Origin of the sequence: Leisingera sp. ANG-M6 (assembly GCF_000813905.1) — a bacterium.
Lineage (GTDB): Bacteria > Pseudomonadota > Alphaproteobacteria > Rhodobacterales > Rhodobacteraceae > Leisingera.
Genome location: NZ_JWLG01000025.1, coordinates 127,458 through 147,335 on the forward strand (window position 1 = coordinate 127,458; position 19,878 = coordinate 147,335).

Consider the following 19,878-nt stretch of genomic DNA (forward strand, 5'->3'; position numbering starts at 1 on the left):
GCCAATTCCTTCCGGCGACCCTAGCGGCGGCGGGGCTGGATGACCCGTGAAGAATTCAGACCCAATGGCCCCGGATTCGATGGGTCATCCGGCCATCACCCGGTGATCTCTTTCATCACGCCCAGGAACTTCGCCACTTCGCCGATGCTGTTGTAGTGGCACATGGAGACGCGCACGCAGCTGTCCATGCCCAAAGGCGACAGGATATTGCCGGAGTAGTGGTCCGCCTTGCGCAGGTGGGTGCGGATGCCCTGTTCGTTCAGCCGTTTGACCACATCCACCGAGGGCACGCCGTCCACGGTCAGCGAAACCAACCCCTCGCGGGCCGGGTTGTCCGGGCCGCCCAGGATGGTGACGCCTTCCATTTCCGCCAATCCCGGCAGATTGCCGGTGCCAAGGATCATCGCGTCGGTCAGGGTTTTCTCGTGGGCATGGATCGCTTCTCCCGCGGCCACGAATTTCGCACGCCGCTCCGTTGCATCGCTCACCTCGCCGCCGAGCCACTCCAGGTAGTCTGCAACATCGGACAGCGTTGCATAGCTGCCGGTGTCGCGGGTGCCCATTTCCCAATTGTCCGCAGGCCCATTGATCAGGCTGTTATGCGGCAGCGCGGTTAGCCGGTCGGAGATCCAGGCGAGCCCGTAGCCGTGGCGCGAGAACATCTTGTAGGGCGAGATTACATAGCCATCGACGCCATAGGCGGTGAGGTCGATACGCCCATGGGCGGCGTGTTGGATGCCGTCCACGATGATGAAGCACTCCGGTGCAACCTCGCGGATGGCGGCAGCGCAGGCGGCGACATCCACGCCCATGCCTGTGACAGGAGACGTATGGACAATTGTGGCCACAACTGTGTCCGGCGAAACCGCCTGAGCATAGGCATCGGCCATAATCGTGCCGGTGGTATCATCATGCGGGATCAGCACGTGTTTCTGCCGCGCCACCCCGGCCCAGCGGGCGCAGGCGGAGCGGGTGGCGGGATGCTCCAGCGTCGAGCCCAGCACGGTGCCGCCCTCCGCGGTGCCGAGGCAGGCGTTCATGATCAGCCGGAACAAGAGCTCCGTGCCGCTTTCGCCCGCGAAAAACTGGCCGCCGGGTGCGTTCATGAAAACGCGCATGTCGTCCTTGGCCTTGTTGATCACCCGCACCAGTTCGTGGCTGCCGGGGTTGTCTCGGCCCTGGTTGTCGGGGATCGCAGCATAGCGTGCGGATGTTTCCACCACCGAATTGAGCGTCAGCGCGCCGCCTGCGTTTTCAAAGAAGATGCGGGCGCCCTGTTCGGGGCAGTTGTCCACTTGGGCAAAACGGGCGCGGATCTGATCCAGCAAGGTGTCGGAGATATGAGGCATGGCACGTCCAGCAGCAAAGGTTTGTTCTGCGCCACATTAGGGGGATTACCCCGGCCGGAGATACAAAAATATCCGGGGCTGAGGGCTGGAAATCTCTGCGCCAGCCCTCAGCGCATTTTTCAGGTGATGAAACCGTGGAAAGGGGCGCGGAGGGCCGCCCTGTGCACCATCTCAGACAGGGTGATGATGTCGAAGACGGGCCGGTTCAGCGCTGCTTGCAGGGCGTGGGCATAGGGCGGCAGGTCGGTGCATTCCAGAACAATCGGGCCGATTTCCGGGTTGCGCGCGATCATGCCTCTGGCGGCGTCCAGCAGTTCAGCCTCAACCTTGGCCAGATCCATTGCGGTGCGTTCATTACGCAGGATCACGGTGGAGAATTCTTCTGCGTCATCCAGCCCCTGTACAAACACGGGCGTGTTTTCAGCGCCAACGCCGCGCAAATGCGCCTCTGTCAGGCTGGTGGCAGAGGCAGTGATCACCCCAACGGTGCGGCCTGTCATCTGATGCGCCAGCGGCACCTGGATCAGCGAGGAGACGAACACCGGCACATTCACCGCGGTTGCGATCTCCTTCTGGAAAATCGCCAGGAACCCGCAAGAGCCGGTGATCGCCCGCACGCCTTTGGCCTCCAGCCGCCGGGCAGCCTCGATCAGCCGGTTCTTCATTTCGCCGGTCGGGTTGGCCAGCAGTTTCGGCACGGTGATCCCGTCCAGCATTTCATAGAGCGTGGTGAAGGGCAGGCTGGAGGGGTTCTTGATATGGCCGGGCGGCTTGGGGAAGTAGCTTTCCAATGCCAGCACGCCAATGGAGACGCCGCAGATGTTCTGGCCGCCGAGGTGGATGGTCATGTCTTGGTCCTTTCATACCGCCGTGTGCGGAAAGGCGAGAGGTCTTCGTTCACGGGCGTTCCGCTGACTATATCCGCCACCAGCCGCCCGGTTTTCGGAGCCATCATCAGACCGTAATGGCTGTGGCCAAAGGCGGCGATGAGGTCCGGGAAGCCCTCGACCTCACCGATGCAGGGCAGGCTGTCGGGCAGGCTGGGGCGCTGGCCGGACCAGGTTTCCATGCCATCCGCGCGCAGGTCCGGCAGCAGCGCCTTGGCCAGTTCCGCCAGCCCGTCCAGCCGTTTCCGGTTAAGCGGCTGATCAAGGCCCGCAAATTCGGCGGTGCCGGCCACCCTCAGCCCTTCCTCCATCGAGGAGGCCACGAATTTCATGTCCATATCCATGATCGAGTTATTGAGCGCGACGCCGGGGGCCGGGAACGACACGTGATAACCGCGCTCTGCTTCCATTGGGATCTTGATACCAAGCGGCTTCAGCAGTTCCCCGGACCAGACCCCCATTGCCAGCACCAGCTTGGGCGTCCAGTCCTGGCCCGCTTCGGTGGTATAGGTCCAGCCGCCGGTTTCAGACGGCAGGATGCCCCGCACGGTCCGGGTCTGAATCTCGCCACCCATGGATAGAAATTTCTCTGCGAGAACGGCACCGATCCTGCCCGGGGAAAGCGCCCGGGCCTGACCCTTGATCAGGATCGCGGCCTGGAACTCCGGGGTCAGCGCTGGTTCCAGATCGCGCAGTTCAGCGGCGCCAATCCGCTCCATGTCGGCGCCTTGCGCCGCCCGCAGCCGGTTGCCAAGGCTGTTCAGATCAGCCTCCTCCGGGTTGCGCGAGGCATGGACATAATAGCTGTCCCTGATCAGATCCTCATGGCCGGTGCCGGCCAGATGCAGCCGGAAACCCTCGACGCAATTACGGCACAGAAAGCCCATGGCGTCGGAAATCTGATGTATCCGCCGGTCACGCCCCTCGGCCAGAAACCGCAGCCCCCAGGGGGCGACCTTGGGCAGGTAGCCGGGCTTCACCGCCACCGGTCCCAGCGGGTCCAGCAGCCAGCCAGGCACTTTTTTCCAAAGGCCCGGCATGGATTGCGGCACCACCGACCAGGGGGAAATGATGCCAGCATTGCCATAAGACGTCGCCTGGCCCGGGGCGTCCCGGTCGATGAGCCGGACCCGGAGGCCCCGCCCAGCCAGGGACAGGGCCGAGCAGATGCCGACGATCCCGGCGCCCAGGACCGTCACATCGGGCGAAGACGATGCGCTCATTGCGCCGCCTTTGCTTGCAGTTTGCGCTGCTGGCCCAGCTGCTGGATCAGCACCGGTGCCATCACAACCAGCGCTGCGATGTCAGAGCCGCCGGAAGGCGCCACCAGCAGCAGGCCGCCAATGGCCATTAGCAGCCGCCAGATGCCGCTGAGCGGTGCCAGGAAGTAGGCCGAGACAGCAGTGGCGATGGCAAAGACGCCTGCCGCGCATGTCAGGGTGACCTGAGTGAAGCTCAGCAGAGTGAAGTATTCCGGCAGCACGATCAGCATGGTCGGCGCATAGACAAACACCATCGGCACCATCAGCTTGCCCAGACCCAGGGTAAAGGCATTAAGCCCGGTGCGGAACGGGTTGGACCCCGCAATCCCTGCCGCTGCATAAGCCGAGGCGCAAACCGGCGGGGTGATTTCGGAAATCACGCCGTAGTAAAGCACGAACATATGCGTGGCGAGCGGCGGCACGCCGAGCTGGCTGAGCGCAGGCGTCGCAACAGCAACCAGCATGATATAAAGCGCCGTGGTCGGCAGGCCGGCCCCCATCAGGATGCAGGCCATGGCGATCAGCACCAGCGACAGGAACTGCTGGATCGACGACTGGCTGAACGCCTCGATGGAGGTCCAGTCGAGGAACGGCGCAATCGCTGCCGCCATGTCCGCCGCGCCGCCGGTGACCATGAAGCCGAGGCGGAAGCCGACGCCAGTGGTGTTGATCACACCCACCACGATGCCCACCGCGGCAGAGGCCGCGCCCACTGCCAGCGCGTATTGCACGCCGACGTGGAAGCTGTCGAACAAGTCGCGGAAGTTTTGCCGCTCATTCCTGTGCAGGCAGCCGATGATGGTGAGTGCGGCCAGCATCCCGGCCATCACCGGGGTGTACCCCTCGCCGGAGTAGGGCGAGGCCTTCCACAAGATAAAGCCGAGCAGGGCAAAGGGGATCAGCAGCGTGGCGGGTTTGTCAAAGGCGCAGAAACCGACAACGATGCACAGGCTGAGACCGATGAAAGCGGCCATGTTGGGCGAGTATCCGGAGAAAAGCACCAGAAGAAGCGCGATCAGCGGGATGATGGTGTACCAGCCGTCCTTCCAGACTTGCAGGAACTTGGGCAGCTGGTCTTTGGGATAGGCGGTCAGACCTAGTTTCTTGGCGGTGAAATGCACGATCGAGATCACCCCGATATAATGCATCAGCGCAGGCACAATCGCCGCAATCACGATGGTAGTGTAAGGCACCTCCAGATACTCTGCCATCAGGAAGGACGCAGCCCCCATGATCGGCGGGGGGATCTGGCCGCCGGCCGAGGCAGCCGCCTCAACCCCGCCTGCGAAATGGCCGGGGTAGCCCAGCTTCTTCATGTTGGGGATGGTCAGCGAGCCGGTGGAGACCGTGTTGGCAATGGAAGAGCCGGAAATCGTGCCGAAGAACGCGGATGAGACCACGGAAACCTTGGCCGGTCCGCCGGTATATCGGCCAGCGAGCAGCATGGCGTTGTCGACAAAGAACTGCCCCAGCCCCATCCGCTGCGCCACAACGCCGAACAGCACAAAGTGAAACACCACGGTGGAGACCACCCACAGCGTCACGCCAAAGATGCCTTCGGACGGGAAGTACATGTTGTTGACGAACTGCTGCCAGTTGACGCCTGGATGCTTGAGGATCTGCGCGGGCATGTATGGCCCGAACAGCGCGTAGACCATGAACACCAGGATGATCAGCGGCAGCACAAAGCCGATGGTGCGGCGCGCGATCTCCAGCACCGTCAGGATCAGAACCGAGCCGAAGAACACATCCAGGCTGGACGGATTGCCCTGCCGCAGCGCCTGTTCGGCGATGTCGAAGCCGAACATGTCAAAGCCACGCCAGCTGACCCAGAGAAACAGCGCCGCCGCCATGCTGAGCCCGGTCAGCGCCCAGTCATAGAGCGGTACATTGCCGGGGCGGAGCGGATGGGGTCCGCGCCACTCCAGGCTGCGGGCTGACTTGATCAGCGGAAAGCCCACAAAAATAAACAGGAACAGGCCCGCCAGGTGAATACCCATATGCACATGGTCCACCGGGGTGCCGAAACCGGCCGTCCACAGGTGATAGAGGGCAAAGGCGATGCTGGCCCAATAAATGACGCCAGTCAGCCTGGGTCCGTTGTCGCGCGTGTTCAGAGCAGAGTCATACTGCTTCTCCAGCTCCTCAAGCGCCTTGTTGTCGAGATGGGTGTCCATGGACATCGGGGTCTCCAGTCCGGGGGCGGTGCCGGCGCGCGCCGTTCACCCGCATTGCGGACAGGGGCGCCGGGAAACAAAAACGGCAGCAAGGCGCGCCCTGCTGCCGCAGTTCAGGGGAAGTTTAGTTGAGCATTCCGATTTCGCGGTAGAAACGCTCAGCGCCCGGGTGCAGCGGCACACCGATGCCCTCGACGCCGTCCAGCGCGGTTTCCAGGGTGATCGCCTTGCCCTTGGGGTGGCCGTTGTCCAAGAGCTTGCGGGCGGTATCGGACCACATCGCCTTGGTGATCTGATAGATCAGCTCTTCGTCCATATTGGCGTTGGTGACCAGCATGCCGGAGACCGCCACGGTGTTCACGTCATATCCCACACCCGGGTAGGTGCCCGCTGGAATGGTCGAGGGGATGTAGTAGGGCACGGTGGTATTGGCCTGCTTGATCTCTTCCTCGGACCAGTTGTGCAGTTCCATGCCCTTTGTGTTGTCGAGCTGGATCATCGCCGCAACAGGCGTGCCCGCGGCATAGAAATAGGCGTCCAGCTGGCCGTCGGCGATACGCTCGGCGGACTGGGCATTGTTCAGTTCTGCCTCGTCGATGTTGTCGCGGTTGACGCCGTGGTCATTCAGGATCAGCTCCACCGCGATCTGGGTGCCGGACCCCGCCTGGGCAATGCCGACACGCTTGCCCTTCAGATCGGCGAGCCCGCCCAGCGAATGGCCCTTGGGCAGCACCAGATGCAGGTCTTCCGGGAACAGGTTGGCAATCACCCGCAGGTCGGGCTTGGCATTGCCTTCAAACTTGCCCTTGCCGTGATAGGCAAAATGCAGCGTCGCGGCACCGGACAGGCCTGCCTCCATCTGGCCCGCCTGAATGGCATTCACGTTATGCGCCGAGGCATTGGTCGACTGCGCCATCGCCACCAGGCCGGGCACGCCGCAGTTGCCGCCCTCGTCGCAGGCGCGCGAGCCGGGCGGGTTGGAAATGGCGTTGGCGATGATGCCGCCAATCGGGAAATAGGTGCCGCCCGCACCGCCGGTGCCGATACGGAAAAAGGTCATGTCCTGCGCCGCAGCGGCGCCAGTCAGCATGGTGCAGGCCAATGCAGCCCCGGTCAGTTTCTTGAAAAACCCCATAATGTCCTCCCTGGAGTATTGGCTGCGTCTCCTCTTGCGCAGCATTCACCTGTGATCTTTGCATCATGGAAAAGGCAAAGCATAAGTTCAAATTTAAAATTATACTGTTTATATAGATTGAATTTATGTTGGCTTTACGCCGGGAGCAGATCATGAACTCTCACCAGCTTGCGGTGTTCCGCGAAGTTATGAAAACCGGCTCTGTGAGCCAGGCGGCGCGCAACCTGCACCGTACCCAGCCCGCGGTCAGCGCTGCCATCAAGACGCTGGAGGAGGAACTGGGCCTGACACTGTTCTTGCGCGAGGGCCGCCGCCTGGTGCCGGTGCCGGAAGCGCATTACCTGATGGTCGAAGCGTCTGAAATCCTGAACCGGCTGGAGACGGCGCAGCAGAACCTGGTGAAGATGCGCGAACGGGTGCGCGGCGCAATCCGGGTTGTGGCGATGCCGGGGCCATCCGTCATCCTGCTGCCGGAGTTCGTCAGCCGGTTTGTTGCAGACAAGCCCGAGGTCAATGTCACGCTGGCCACCCGGTCCTCGCCGCAAGTCCGCAGCCTGATTGCGGCCAACAGCTTTGACATCGGGTTCTGTGACATGACGCGCTACCAAGGGGACCGGAAGCTTTACAAGACCGTGGAATTGCCCTGCAATTGCCTGTGTGCCGTGCCGGCCGGCCATCGGCTTGCCCGCAAGGACAGCATCTCAGTGCAGGACCTGAGCGGCGAGCCCATGGGTGCCTTGCAGCCCGATCACAGCACCCACCAGGCCACTGCCCAGGCCTTTGTGCAGGCGGATGCGGATTTCAACCTGCGCTATGACGCGGAATACTTCTTGCCGCTGTTCCACTTTGTCGCGGCCGGCCAGGCCTGCGCTGTCGTCGATGTGCTGAGCGCCGAGAGCTACCGCCGCAGCAATGCGGGCGACGAACGCATCCGCTTCCTGCCTTTTGAGCCGGCGATTCCCTTTGGCTATTCAATTCTGACACCCAGCGAGCGTCCGCTGTCCCAGCTTGCAGCCAGCTTTACCGCCGCCTGGCAAGAGCATGTGGCAGAAATCTTGGCGCGAACGTCCGGGTAAACATCTGATTTTTCAATTTATCCCCGTCCATTCCGAAGAACCGCAGCCGGGTGCAGAGTGTCTGACCTTTTGCCTTCACATTGATCTACAATATTGTATACAATTTGGAACGCAGATTCCGGGCTTGCCTCGGGACAGGTATCAATCAGGCTTTAGGAGGTCCCGATGAAGAACACGATGAACGGTGCCGAGGCGATGGTGCGCGCGCTTGAGGCACATGGGGTTACCCATATCTTCGGCCTCTGCGGCGATACTACGCTGCCCTTCTATGACGCGATGAACCGGCTGGAGCATGGCATCACCCATGTCCTCACCCGCGATGAGCGCAGTGCGGCCTATATGGCCGACGGGTTTTCCCGCGTGACCGGACGGGTGGGGGTTTGCGAAGGCCCCTCTGGCGGCGGTGCCACTTATATTCTGCCGGGGCTGATCGAGGCCAACGAAAGCTCCTATGCGGTGCTGGCGATCACCACCGACATCTCGGTGGGGTCTTACGGGAAATACCCGCTGACCGAGGTCAACCAAGAGGTTCTGATGGGGCCGCTGACCAAGTTCAACACGGTGATCAAACGCGCCGACCACATCCCGCGCATGGTGCGCCAGGCGTTCCGGGCAATGACCACCGGCCGTTCCGGCTCGGCGCATCTGGGGCTGCCCTATGACATCCAGTATGACGATGTTCCGGCGGATGACGTCTGGGGCGATCCAAAACACCAAAGCTACCCCGCCTATCGTGCAGCTCCGGAACCGGGCGCGGCAGAGGCTGCGGTGGAAGCCATCCTCACTGCCAAATCGCCGCTGATCGTCTGCGGCGGCGGTGTGGTGATTTCGGGCGCTATGGAGGAACTGGATAGGCTCGCCTCCCGCCTCGACATTGCCGTGGGAACCTCGATCTCCGGCAAGGGATCGCTGGCCGATACGCATCCGCAATCGCTGGGCGTGGTCGGTTCCAACGGCGGCACGGATGAGACCTGGGAGATGATGGAAGGAGCCGATCTGGTGGTCTTCATGGGCTGCCGCGCCGGGTCCACCACCACCTCGCGCTGGGAGGCACCGAAGCCAGGGCAGCGGATCGTGCATTTTGACAACGACCCGATGACCATCGGGGCCAACTACCCGACCGAGGTTGGTGTGGTGGCCGACCTGAAGCTCAGCTTGCAGGCGGTGAACGCCTATCTGGATGGCCGGGAGGGCGAATTGCCCTCATTTGGCGGGGCTGCAAAAATTGCCGACATCAAGCAGCGCAAGTTTGCCAAGTTTGAGGAGCTGGCGCACAGCAAAACCGATCAGGTTCTTCCGGAGCAGATCATCCACGCCCTCAATCAAAACCTGCCGGAGGATGCCATCGTGGTCTCCGACCCCGGCACCAGCTGCCCGTATTACAACGCCTATTCGCAGCAAAAGCACCCGGGCCGCCAGTACATCACCAACCGCGCCCATGGCGCCTTGGGGTATTCTTTGTCGGCGTCGCTGGGCGCCTGGTTCGGGCGGCCCGGAGCCAAGGTCGTGGGGATGATGGGCGACGGCTCCTTCAACTTCACCTGCGGCGAGCTGGAAACCGTGGTGCGCTGCGCTGCACCCATCACCTATGTGGTGTTCTCCAACGCCAACTTCGGCTGGATCAAGGCGAGCCAGCGCGACGACTGCGGTAAGCGCTATTACAATGTGGACTTCAACCGCACCAACCATGCGGCGGCGGCTGAAGCGTTCGGCGTCAAGACCTGGCGGGTGGAGAAGCCGGAAGACCTGGACGGAGCGATCAAGGAGGCCTTTGCCCACGACGGCCCGACCCTGATTGACGTGGTCTGCCAGGCGTTGGAGGACTCCGCCGCGCCTGTCCGGCGCTGGATGGGGTGAGCGGCCAAGAAAGCGGAAAGAACTGATGGCCGGGAGCAGTGCGTTTCCGGCCTTGTCTCTTTTGCCTGGCGCCCGCTATGAATTTGCCGAACCCGCAGTCAGGAAAGGCGCCCGATATGGACAAACCCAACGCTCCCAAACCCGGCGCCATGCTGCATTTGCGCGGCAATTCCCTGTCCGAGGGCGATCCGGTGGCACTGCCGCTGACGCAAAGCTCGATGTACCACCTGCCGGGCGACTGGACCGGCGGCCCCAGTTATGGCCGGGTGGACAACGCCACCTGGGAGCATCTGGAGCATGTGCTTGCCTATCTGGAGGACGCGCCCGCGCTGGCATTTCCGTCGGGCATGGCGGCGATCTCGGCGGCGCTGTTTGCCACCGTCAAAGCAGGGTCGAAACTGCTGATCCCGTCGGATGGCTACTACGTCACCCGGCGCCTAAGCGAGCGCTTCTTGCAGAGCCTTGGCGTTGAGGTCCACCAGCGCCCCACCACCGCATTTGCCGAGGGCGGCTTTGATGGATTTGACGTTGTTTTTGCGGAAACACCTTCGAACCCTGGTCTGGACCTCTGCGATCTGCGCGCGATTGCGGAGACGGTGCACGCGGCGGGCGGGCTGCTGATCGTCGACAACACCACTATGACCCCGCTGGGCCAGCGCCCGCTGGAGCTGGGCGCGGATGTGGTTGTTGCCTCAGACACCAAGGCGCCGGGCGGGCATTCGGATGTGCTGATGGGGCATCTGGCGACCCGCAATTCGGATGTTTTGCAGGCCGCGCGCGAATGGCGCCAGTTCGGCGGCGGCATCCCCGGCCCGCAAGAGGCCTGGCTGGCGCACCGGGGGCTGGAAACTTTGGACGTGCGTTTTGACCGGATGTGCAGCACCGCTGAGGTGCTTGCCGAACGGCTCGCCGCGCATCCGCTGGTGCAAGCGATCCGCTTTCCGGGGCTGAAATCCGATCCCTCGCACAACCTGGCGAAACAGCAGATGGCGCGGTTTGGCTTTCTAATTTCCATCACCCTGGACAGCGCGGAACAGGCCGATGCTTTCATCAACAGCTGCCCGCTGATCCGCTCCGCAACGTCGTTCGGCGGGGTGCATACCTCGGCTGAGCGCCGCGCCCGCTGGGGCGATGCGGTGGCCCCGGGGTTTATCCGCATCTCGGTCGGCACCGAACCGGCAGAGGAGTTGTGGAACGCAATGGCTGCTGCGCTGGACACGCTTCAGGGGTAAGGGGCAGTGTTTTCCGTCTCTGTCCCCGCGGGGACCGGCGGGGAAACCCCCTCAGATCAGCGACTGGTACAGCGCCATGAGCCAGCTGCAGAAGGCCTTGACCTCCTCCCGCTGGCCTGCCCGGTCGTTGATCACGATGTAATGCGAGCGACGCTTCGGCAGCTTGTACGCGGTCGGAACCACCACCATCCCCTGCTCGATGTACTGCCGGGCAAAGCTTTCCAGCACCATCGTCACCCCGTGGCCGGCCGCCACGGTCTGCAGCGCCAGCAACGACGAGTCCGCCTTGAGCCAATCCGCGGGTGTCTGCAGGTTCAGCCCGTGCAGCTCTGACAGGCGGCCCCAGTCAGTTTCCGAGCCGAAGATCTGCACCACGTCGGATCCTGCAAGGTCATGAATGGAGGGGCTGCCGCCCAGATCGTGCAGGTAGCCCGGACTGCAGACTGGCACAGCGTTTTCGTGGCCCAGATGCAGGACCTCGCTCTCCTGCCAGTCACCGCCATAGCGGATGTCGATGTCCAGGCCTTCCTCGTCAAACCGGTTGGCCCAGATGGAGGTGGTCAGCTCTACCAGAATATCCGGGTGCGCCGCCTGAAAGCGGCCAAGCTGGGGCGCGATTACCAAGGCGGCGCAGGAAATCGAGGCCCGCACCCGGACCACCCGCTTGCGCTTCTTGCCGAACAGACCGGCGGTGGCCTGCTGCATGTCGATGAAGGACTTGCGGATCGGCTGGGAATAGGCCTGGCCGGTGTCAGTAAGTGCCACCCCGCGGGGAAGACGTTTGAACAGCTGGGTGTTCAGATGCTTTTCCAGCAGGCGGATCTGCTGGCTGATGGCGGCAGGTGTCAAGCCCAGCTCCTCCGCCGCGGCAGAGAAACTGTTCAGCCGCGCGGCGGCTTCAAAGGCCTTGAGCCAGGTGACGTGGGGCAGGTCGGTCATGACTTAGCTTTAAGCACAGCTATGCCATAGGGGCAAAACACATTGTTTGATTTATGCCATTCGCGCTGCACAATCTGATGGGAAACCAACGGACCCGGGCGTGCCATGGCGCAGACATTTGATTTCATTATCGTAGGAGCCGGTTCGGCGGGCTGTGTGCTGGCCGACCGGCTGACCGCCAATGGCCGCCACAAGGTGCTGCTGATAGAGGCCGGCGGCAGCGACCGGCGGTTCTGGATCAAGATCCCGGTGGGCTATGGCTTCACCTTCTCGGATCCTAAGGTGAACTGGCGCTATTCCGCCGCAGCGGATCCGGGGCTGAACGGGCGCGCCGCCTATTGGCCGCGGGGCAAGGTTCTGGGCGGCTCCAGCTCCATCAACGCAATGGCTTATGTGCGCGGTCTGCCGCATGACTACGACGATTGGGAGGCCGCAGGCGCCACCGGCTGGGGCTGGGAGAACGTGCGCCGCAGCTATGAGGCGCTGGAAACAAACGACGAATGGCACCAGGGCCGCCGACGGTTGCGCGGCAACGGTCCTGTGCGGGTAACCGACCTCAGCGAGCGGATGCATCCCTTTGCCAGGAACTTTCTGGCGGCTGGGCAGGACATGGGCTGGCCGTTCCTGCCGGACATGAATGCCGCGGCAGAGGAAGGCGCCAACACACTGCCCGGCGAGGGCATGGGCTATGTCCGCAGCACGGTGAAAGACGGGCGGCGCTGGTCCTCGGCGGATGCGTTCCTGCGGCCTGCGATGAAACGCGGCAACCTGACCGTGATCAGCGGCGCGCTGGTGGAGAAGGTGCTGACATCGGGCGCGCGTGCCACCGGCGTGGCCTTCCGGGTGAAAGGGCAGGCGCAGACCGCCATGGCGGCGCGCGAAGTGATCTTGAGCGCGGGTGCGGTGAATTCTCCGCAGCTCTTACAGCTCTCTGGTATCGGCCCGGCCGCGCTGCTGCAGCGGCACGGGATCGAGGTTGCCCATGACCTGCCGCAAGTGGGGCAGGGGCTGCAGGACCATCTGGCGGTTTCGCATTTCTTCTGGGCCAATACCGCGACGCTGAACGACCGGCTGGGCAGTTTTGCCAAGCAGATGAAGGCCGGTCTACAGTATGTCCTGACCCGCAAGGGGCCGCTGAGCGTACCGGTCAATCAGTGCAGCGGTTTTGTCCGCACCGCGGGCGCGGCGCTGCCGGATGTGCAGGTCTATTGCAACCCGGCGTCTTACTCGACACAGGCAAACGGAAAGCCGCAGATCGACAAGGACAACGGCTTCCTGCTGTGCGTTCAGCCCAGCCGCCCGGTCAGCCGCGGGCAGATCACTATCCAATCCGCCGACCCCGGCCAGGCACCGCTGATCGAGCCGAACTCGCTGTCGGCGGAGGAAGACAAGGCAACCGCCATCCGCGCCAGCCACTTGCTGCAGGCGCTGGCAGCAACCGCCACCATGAAGCGGGTCACGCGGGAGCGGCGGGTGCCGGATATCGCCGGGATGGATGATGCAGCACTGCTGGAAAACTTCCGCGAACGCGCGGGCAGCGTGTTTCATGCAAGCTGCACGTGCCGGATGGGGCATACTGCAACCGACTCGGTGCTGGATGCGCGGCTCAGGGTGCATGGGGTTGCGGGTTTGCGGGTGATTGATGCCTCGTCGTTTCCGAATGTGACCTCCGGCAATACCAACGCGCCCACCATGATGCTGGCCGCCCGCGGTGCGCAGATGGTGCTGGACGATAATGAAAACAGGCCCTTGGCGGCGGAATGACAAGGAATTTCAGATGAAGCTCGATAAGATTGAAACCTTTGTTTTCGGCAACCCGCCGCCGCGCCACGGCGGGCGCTATTTCATCTTTGTGCGCCTGACCACCGCTTGCGGCATCACCGGGGTGGGGGAGATATACAACGCGACCTTCGGCCCGGACCTGTGCTGCGCCATGGCGGAGGAGATGTTTGCCCGCCAGTTCGAAGGCTGCGATCCGCATCATATCGAGAAGCTGTGGCGCAAATCCTATGGCGCCGGCTACACGCTGCGGCCCGATGTGACGGTGATGGGGGTTTTGAGCGGGCTGGAAATGGCCTGCTGGGACATCATCGGCAAGGCCGCGGGCAAGCCGGTTTACGAGCTGATGGGCGGCCAGGTGCATGAGCGGCTGCGCAGCTATACCTACCTCTATCCGGCTGAGGGCGACGTCTACCCGGACCCGGACACGCCCAATGTCTACAACGACCCGGACATGGCGGCGGAAGTTGCGCTTCAGCGGGTGGAGCAGGGCTTTACCGCGGTGAAATTCGACCCCGCAGGCCCTTACACGATCTATGACGGGCATCAGCCGCGGCTTGAGGACCTGGAGCGCAGCGAGATGTTCGTGAAGCGCATCCGCGAGGCGGTCGGCACCCGTGCGGACCTGCTGTTCGGCACCCACGGGCAGTTCACCGTCTCCGGCGCCAAACGAATGGCGCGGCGGCTGGAACCCTATGAGCCCTTGTGGTTCGAGGAACCGGTGCCGCCGGAAAACCCCGCCGATATGGCGGAGGTGGCGCGGTTCACCTCGGTGCCGATTTCAACCGGCGAGCGGCTCTGCACCAAGCATGAGTTTGCCCGCGTGCTGGAGGCCGGGGCGGCCTCGATCCTGCAGATGGACCTAGGGCGGGTCGGCGGCCTGCTGGAAGCCAAGAAAATCGCATCCATGGCCGAAACCCGGCAGGCCCAGATCGCGCCGCATCTTTACTGCGGGCCGGTGGTGGCGGCGGCGAACATCCAGATCTCGGCCTGCAGCCCGAACTTCCTGATCCTCGAGTCGATCGGCACCTTTGAAGGCCCCTATATGTCCTGCCTCAAGTCCGCGATCACCTGGGAGGACGGCTATGTGATCCCCTCCAAGGAACCAGGACTGGGGGTGGAGCTGGACGACGAAACCATCGCTGCCAGCCCCTATACCGGCAAAGAACTGCATCTGGAGCTGGCGCAGGAACCGGTGGTTCAGTGAACGCGGCCCCCGGCATCAGCCGCCGGGGCGCATCGCCTCCGGCGGCAGTTTGACGGGGAACCTTGCGCGGACCTCAGCATCCAGCTTGCTGCCGAAGTAATTCGGGTAATGCTCACCCAGGATCTTGTCCGACACCTCGCGGGCGCGGTCGAACATGGTCTGCTTGCCCGCCTTCTCCCAGGTATCCGTCAGTTCCCGGTCCATCAGGTCGGGATAGACATATTCCGTCTCCATATACTGCAGCGTCTGGGTGTTGCCGAGGAAATGGCCCGGTCCGGTGGCGCAGTCGTGGATCACATCGACCGAGAGGGTGTCATCGCTGACCTCGATCCCGCGCAGGGTACGGGAGATCATGCCTGCGGCCTCGTTGTCGATCACCATCGACTCGAAGGAGCAGCCCATCAGCGAGCCGACCATGCCGCCAAACTCGCAAAGGCGGTTGGCGCCGGCGTGGGCGGCAAGGCTGAAGGTCAGCGCCTTTTCCAGCCCGTACTGGGCGTCGGGGATCTTGGAATCGGTCATGCCGCAGCCCACGGACGTGGGCAGGTTGTAGAAATTGCCCATCTGGATGGCGGCGGCACCGATCAGCGCCTGCTCACCCGATCCTCCGGTGAACGATCCTGTGCGCAGGTCGGTGATGAAGGGCCAGGCGGCAAACACCACCGGCGTGCCGGGATTGATCAGGTTGACGATGGCGACGCAGGAAAGGGTTTCTGCCACTGCCTGCGCCAGCGTGCCGGCCAGCGGGGCAGGGGAGGTCGCACCGGCCTGCGGCGGCACCGCCAGATCGCAGGTGAGGCCCAGCTTGGCGGTGTCGATCATGATCTCCAGATTCTCGCGCCCCAGCCGCAGCGGCGAGACAATCGGGCAGCCCCCGAAAATTACCGAGGGTTTTTGCAGGAATTTCCCCTCACCGCCCGAAGCAATATCGAACATCTCGATCGCCGGCTTGATGTGGGAGCGGTCGCGGAAGGTGAGGCAGGACGGCTTCTCGCTGCCCGCCAGGATGGAATAGAGCATCGACATGTCATGTTCGAAATCCTGCGGCACGTCGGTGCCCAGCACGGTGTCACCGGTCATGTGGATGTTGTCGAGCCGGTCCACCAGCCGGGTGAAGTCATAGACGTCGCGGATGATGGAGGGGCGATAGCTGCGGCTGGCGGCGTCAAAGGTCGTCACCGCAGTTCCGGAGTTGGCGTAATAGACCTTGTCCTTGGTGCAGTGCATGTCGTCCTTGCCGGCGCGGCTGCCCCGGGCGTGGACGTAGAATTCATTGGCCGCACCGGCCAGCAGGTCCTCCATCAGCGCGCGCGGAAAGCAGAGGCGGCCGTGTTCGCTAAGGATGGCGCCCTTGGGCAGCACCAGATCCAGCAGTTCCTCTGTCGGGTCGCCGATGCCGGTGCGTTCCAGAATGGTCAGCGCGGCATGGTGGATCTTCTGCATGTCCGCATCGGACAGAGGCCGGTAGCGGCCGCCGGAAAGTCCGGGCCAGATCGCCTGGCTGGCTGAGGGTTGGGTGCGGGCCGCGGCGCGGGCATCGCGGCCGCCGCTGCGGCGCCGGGTTCGGGTTTTGGTGACGTCAACCATATAGCGGTCTCCGGGATGGGGTCAGGGCAGGCCGCGGGCGCGGCCTGCAGTAGAGATTAGGGCCTTGATGGCTCAGATCATGTTGAAATAGCTGCGGTAAAAGCCGGGCAGGCTCCATTCCATCTCGGACAACGGGCCGGGCGCAAAACGGTGCGAATTCACGCCCTCCTGATTGTGGCGGATGATCCGCTCATCATCGAGCGAGGTGACATGCCACAGCCAAGTAAGGGCTTCCTTGTCATAATCGCGCCCTTCTTCGGCATCGCCGCGCACGTACCAGGCAATCTGAATGTCGGTTTCCTGCAACCCGCGGGGAACAAAGCGGTAGCCCACCAGATGGTCGGCATAGATCAGAAAGTAGTTCAGCGTGCCGATGGCCAGATCGGTGGCCCCGCCGTCATGGTCGCTGAGTGCCCCAAGCGGCGGCGCCAGCGGTTCGCCATCCTTGCTGCCGGTCTGGTAGCCGGGGAACAGCGGATAGCGGCGCCAATAGACGTCCGATCCCGGCGCCTGTGCATTGGGACCGGTCAGGTCCAGTTCCTCCACCGGCAAGCCGATGGAGGCGGAGCGTTCACGCAAATCCGCGCCGTATTTCTCCACATCCGCCGGATCCTTCAGCGAGTGGCTGCGGGAATAGTCCTGATGCGAGGGGGCGCAGTGGTAGCATTCCAAGTAATTTTCCAGCGCCAGTTTCCAGTTGGCAGGCACCGGATAGGAGGCCTCATGCGCCAGTTTCAGGTTTTCCAGTCCCATCGGCGCCGACAGCGGTGCCAAACGGTCTAGGCTGTCCGCCAGTGGCGGCGGGTTTTCATCGGCGCAGATGAAGATCAGCCCCTGGAAAATCTGCACCTGCACCGGGAACAGCCCGTAATCCGAGGGGTCGAAATCCGGCCCCATGGCGCGGCCGCCGCGCAGCCGCCCGTCGAGGCCGAAGGTCCAGGCGTGGTAGGGACAGGAGAACACCCGCGCGGTGCCCTGTTTTTCCAAACACACGCGAGAGCCGCGGTGGCGGCAGACATTCAGATGGGCGCGTACCTCGCCTTCGCGGTCTCGCACCACGATCACCGACTCCGGGCCGTAGTCGAACAGGAAATAGTCGCCAGGCTCCGAAATCTGGCTGACGTGGCCAACCCAGATCCAGTTGCGGTTCCAGAACATCTTGATGTCGTGGTCATAGACCGCTTCCGAGGTGTAGAAATGCCGGTCTAGCGCAAAACCCTCGCGGTGGCTCTCCATCAGCTCGCGCATCACTTGCAGGTCGTCTTTAGGCATCATGCGCCTCCCATGTCTTCGAGGGAAATCAGTTCACGGCGGAACCAGTCGGCGTCTGCCGCCGCCGGGTCGCGTTCAAAGTTGCGGGCCGCCTGGTGGCCGGCAAAGACCGCATCGGCAATCAGACCGGGGGAGGCGGCATCGCCGAACAGCTCCAGTGTTGTGAAACTGTCCGCGTGGTTTGCTTTCAGCTCATCAAACAGCGCGGTGTCGCGCTGGCGGGAGGTGACCATCAGCAGGCTGGCGCAATCCACACGGCGGGTGCGGCTGGTGTAGACGCAGGACAGGTCTGCACCGGCAGCATCCGCTGATTGCAGGGAATGCAGCGGAATGATCTCTACGCCCGCTTCCAGCAGTTCCGCCTGCACCCGGTGCTGTTCCAGAGTCAGATCAGTGAAGGCCGAGGCGATGGCGCCAGGCGTCGCCAGCACCACCTTGCGGCCTGTCGCGGCCAGATGGCTGGCCAGCACCCCGCCGATGTAGCCCTGATCGTCGTCATACAGCAGCACCGGGCCATTGTCCGGCGGCAGGGTGCCCTCCATCACGTCGTCAGGGGTGAAGACAGGCATGCCCTTGATCTCCAAGGGCTGCGGTGAGGTGCGCCCGCGCCCGTCGCGGTGCCAGGTGCTGCCGGTGGCAAGGAAGACATTGGGGATGCCAAGTTCTGCAACATCAGCAGCGCCAAGTTTGCTGCCGGTGAACATCTGCACATTGCCGCGCTGCTGCAGATCCCACAGGCGGTTGTCGGTGACCCGTTTCCAGGCGGACAGCCCTTTCAGCTTGCTTTCCTTCAGCACCCGGCCGCCGAATTCCTCCGCCGCTTCGGCCAGCGTCACCTGATAGCCGCGCCTGGCCAGCTGCATGGCGCATTCCAGGCCCGCGGGGCCGGAGCCAACCACCAGCGCGGCCTCTTCCTGCTGCTTGGGGGCGATTTGCTCGGGATGCCATTTGCGCCGCCATTCTTCGCCCATTGTCGGGTTCTGGGTGCAGCGGATCGGGACGCCCAGATTGTCGGCGGACACGCAGATATTGCAGCCGATGCATTCGCGGATTTCCTCGATCCGGCCTTCCTCGATCTTCTTCGGCAGGAAGGGGTCGGCGATCGAGGGGCGGGCCGCACCAATGAGGTCCAGCACGCCCTTGGAGACCAGCGAGGTCATCAAGTCAGGCGAGGTGAAGCGGCCGACGCCGACCACCGGCTTGTTCGTCACCTGCTTCACGAAATCGGTATAGGGGATCTGATAGCCGTCTTCGGGCTGGAAGCGGGTGGTCATACTGTCGTTGCTCCAGTCGGCAACGTTCACGTCCCAGAGGTCGGGCAGATCTGCCAGCATTTCCACCACCGCGCGGCCTTCCTCGCTGGCCTGCATGCCATCGGCGCCCATCATCTGGTCAACGGCAAAGCGAAAGGCCACGGCGCAGTGGCCGTCCAGCACTTCGCGGGTATCTTCCAGCAATTCCCGGGTCAGCCGGACGCGGTTTTCGAGGCTGCCGCCGTATTCATCGCTGCGGGTGTTGTACTGGGGCAGCAGGAAGTGATGCGGCAGCGTCATCTGGTGGCCGGCGTAGACATAGACGATGTCAAAGCCTGCCTCCTTTGCGCGCAGCGCCGCTTCCCGGTGCCAGCGGCGCAGGTCGCGGATGTCCTGCTTGTCCATGGCGCGGGCCTGTTTCGGGTAGGCTAGGTCAATCGGCCGGTCCGTGACTCCCAGCGCCGGGGCGCGGGTCAGGTGGTTGGTGGCGTGGTGGCCGTTATGCGCCAGCTGGATCGCCGCCAGTGATCCCTTGGCGTGGACCTGTTCCGTCATCAGCCGCAGCGCAGGGATATCGTGCTTGTCCCACAGCCGGTGCTCTGCATATGGGCCAAGGTCCGAGGTCGGGTGGATCTCTGTCTCCTGGGTCGAGACCACGGACCAGCCGCCCTCGGCTTTCATCGCGCGTACCGCCGCCTCTGCCTGCGGGCGGACATGGCCCAGCCCGGTGCAATGCGGCACCTGGAAAAAGCGGTTGCGGGTCGTGACGGGGCCGATCTTCACCGGCTCGAACAGAATGGAATACCCATTTGCGCCTGGCATGCTGGCACATCCTTTTGTGTCTTGATTGTTTGGATTTGGCGGGG

14 protein-coding genes are annotated in these 19,878 nt (G+C 63.3%); 5 read left to right on the top strand and 9 right to left on the bottom strand.

Features of this window, described 5'->3' with window-relative positions; translation table 11 throughout:
• Positions 1-95 precede the first annotated feature (95 nt).
• From RA24_RS20040 to RA24_RS20060, 5 genes are all read right to left on the bottom strand, one after another.
• On the bottom strand, positions 96-1,349 hold the full coding sequence (locus RA24_RS20040; protein WP_039193879.1) for an aminotransferase class V-fold PLP-dependent enzyme: 1,254 nt from the start codon (positions 1,347-1,349) through the stop codon (positions 96-98).
• A gap of 119 nt (positions 1,350-1,468) precedes the next feature.
• The gene (locus RA24_RS20045; protein WP_039193882.1) at positions 1,469-2,197 is read right to left on the bottom strand and encodes an aspartate/glutamate racemase family protein; all 729 of its coding nucleotides are present in this window, start codon (positions 2,195-2,197) and stop codon (positions 1,469-1,471) included.
• Positions 2,194-3,459 carry an NAD(P)/FAD-dependent oxidoreductase gene (locus tag RA24_RS20050; RefSeq protein WP_039193884.1) on the bottom strand — a complete coding sequence of 422 codons (1,266 nt, stop codon included), beginning with the start codon at positions 3,457-3,459 and terminating at the stop codon, positions 2,194-2,196. The genes RA24_RS20045 and RA24_RS20050 overlap by 4 nt, the downstream gene beginning before the upstream one ends.
• The gene (locus RA24_RS20055; RefSeq protein ID WP_039193887.1) at positions 3,456-5,681 is read right to left on the bottom strand and encodes a TRAP transporter permease; all 2,226 of its coding nucleotides are present in this window, start codon (positions 5,679-5,681) and stop codon (positions 3,456-3,458) included. The genes RA24_RS20050 and RA24_RS20055 overlap by 4 nt, the downstream gene beginning before the upstream one ends.
• A gap of 118 nt (positions 5,682-5,799) precedes the next feature.
• Positions 5,800-6,810: a TAXI family TRAP transporter solute-binding subunit gene (locus RA24_RS20060; RefSeq protein ID WP_019296985.1), complete on the bottom strand. Its 1,011-nt coding sequence runs from the start codon at positions 6,808-6,810 to the stop codon at positions 5,800-5,802.
• Between the two features lie 152 nt (positions 6,811-6,962).
• On the opposite strand from RA24_RS20060, the gene RA24_RS20065 reads away from it, so the two are divergent.
• From RA24_RS20065 to RA24_RS20075, 3 genes are all read left to right on the top strand, one after another.
• Positions 6,963-7,886: a LysR family transcriptional regulator gene (locus RA24_RS20065; RefSeq protein WP_019296986.1), complete on the top strand. Its 924-nt coding sequence runs from the start codon at positions 6,963-6,965 to the stop codon at positions 7,884-7,886.
• 165 nt (positions 7,887-8,051) lie between these two features.
• Entirely contained in the window at positions 8,052-9,743 is a 1,692-nt protein-coding gene (locus RA24_RS20070) for a thiamine pyrophosphate-binding protein (RefSeq protein ID WP_039193889.1), read from the top strand.
• A 116-nt stretch (positions 9,744-9,859) separates the two neighbouring features.
• Entirely contained in the window at positions 9,860-10,975 is a 1,116-nt protein-coding gene (locus RA24_RS20075) for a cystathionine gamma-lyase (protein WP_039193891.1), read from the top strand.
• Between the two features lie 51 nt (positions 10,976-11,026).
• Here the strand turns inward: RA24_RS20075 and RA24_RS20080 are convergent, their stop codons facing one another.
• Complete coding sequence (locus RA24_RS20080; protein WP_039193894.1) at positions 11,027-11,914, bottom strand: LysR substrate-binding domain-containing protein; 888 nt, start codon at positions 11,912-11,914, stop codon at positions 11,027-11,029.
• A 105-nt stretch (positions 11,915-12,019) separates the two neighbouring features.
• Here RA24_RS20080 and RA24_RS20085 point away from each other — a divergent pair, with 105 nt between their 5' ends.
• Entirely contained in the window at positions 12,020-13,678 is a 1,659-nt protein-coding gene (locus RA24_RS20085) for a GMC family oxidoreductase (protein WP_039193897.1), read from the top strand.
• Positions 13,679-13,691: 13 nt separating this feature from the next.
• Positions 13,692-14,900: a mandelate racemase/muconate lactonizing enzyme family protein gene (locus RA24_RS20090; protein WP_039193925.1), complete on the top strand. Its 1,209-nt coding sequence runs from the start codon at positions 13,692-13,694 to the stop codon at positions 14,898-14,900.
• Between the two features lie 15 nt (positions 14,901-14,915).
• Here RA24_RS20090 and RA24_RS20095 read toward each other — a convergent pair whose 3' ends face one another.
• The 3 genes from RA24_RS20095 to RA24_RS20105 all read right to left on the bottom strand — a co-directional run bounded on the left by RA24_RS20095 (position 14,916) and on the right by RA24_RS20105 (position 19,834).
• A complete protein-coding gene (locus RA24_RS20095; RefSeq protein WP_039193900.1) occupies positions 14,916-16,487 on the bottom strand; it encodes a trimethylamine methyltransferase family protein in 1,572 nt (523 codons plus the stop codon).
• A gap of 72 nt (positions 16,488-16,559) precedes the next feature.
• The gene (locus RA24_RS20100; protein WP_039193902.1) at positions 16,560-17,759 is read right to left on the bottom strand and encodes an aromatic ring-hydroxylating oxygenase subunit alpha; all 1,200 of its coding nucleotides are present in this window, start codon (positions 17,757-17,759) and stop codon (positions 16,560-16,562) included.
• Positions 17,759-19,834, bottom strand: coding sequence for an oxidoreductase (locus RA24_RS20105; RefSeq protein ID WP_082020408.1), 2,076 nt, complete (start codon positions 19,832-19,834; stop codon positions 17,759-17,761). Before RA24_RS20105 ends, RA24_RS20100 begins: the two co-directional genes overlap by 1 nt.
• Between the last annotated feature and the right edge of the window lie 44 nt (positions 19,835-19,878).

Bases quoted from the DNA above. Each gene is read 5' to 3' on its own strand.
- RA24_RS20090 (WP_039193925.1), top strand. From the start codon at position 13,692: ATGAAGCTCGATAAGATTGAAACCTTTGTTTTCGGCAACCCGCCGCCG.
- RA24_RS20085 (WP_039193897.1), top strand. From the start codon at position 12,020: ATGGCGCAGACATTTGATTTCATTATCGTAGGAGCCGGTTCGGCGGGC.
- RA24_RS20040 (WP_039193879.1), bottom strand. From the start codon at position 1,349: ATGCCTCATATCTCCGACACCTTGCTGGATCAGATCCGCGCCCGTTTT.
- RA24_RS20070 (WP_039193889.1), top strand. From the start codon at position 8,052: ATGAAGAACACGATGAACGGTGCCGAGGCGATGGTGCGCGCGCTTGAG.
- RA24_RS20100 (WP_039193902.1), bottom strand. From the start codon at position 17,759: ATGCCTAAAGACGACCTGCAAGTGATGCGCGAGCTGATGGAGAGCCAC.
- RA24_RS20065 (WP_019296986.1), top strand. From the start codon at position 6,963: ATGAACTCTCACCAGCTTGCGGTGTTCCGCGAAGTTATGAAAACCGGC.
- RA24_RS20050 (WP_039193884.1), bottom strand. From the start codon at position 3,459: ATGAGCGCATCGTCTTCGCCCGATGTGACGGTCCTGGGCGCCGGGATC.
- RA24_RS20080 (WP_039193894.1), bottom strand. From the start codon at position 11,914: ATGACCGACCTGCCCCACGTCACCTGGCTCAAGGCCTTTGAAGCCGCC.
- RA24_RS20060 (WP_019296985.1), bottom strand. From the start codon at position 6,810: ATGGGGTTTTTCAAGAAACTGACCGGGGCTGCATTGGCCTGCACCATG.
- RA24_RS20045 (WP_039193882.1), bottom strand. From the start codon at position 2,197: ATGACCATCCACCTCGGCGGCCAGAACATCTGCGGCGTCTCCATTGGC.
- RA24_RS20105 (WP_082020408.1), bottom strand. From the start codon at position 19,834: ATGCCAGGCGCAAATGGGTATTCCATTCTGTTCGAGCCGGTGAAGATC.
- RA24_RS20055 (WP_039193887.1), bottom strand. From the start codon at position 5,681: ATGTCCATGGACACCCATCTCGACAACAAGGCGCTTGAGGAGCTGGAG.
- RA24_RS20095 (WP_039193900.1), bottom strand. From the start codon at position 16,487: ATGGTTGACGTCACCAAAACCCGAACCCGGCGCCGCAGCGGCGGCCGC.
- RA24_RS20075 (WP_039193891.1), top strand. From the start codon at position 9,860: ATGGACAAACCCAACGCTCCCAAACCCGGCGCCATGCTGCATTTGCGC.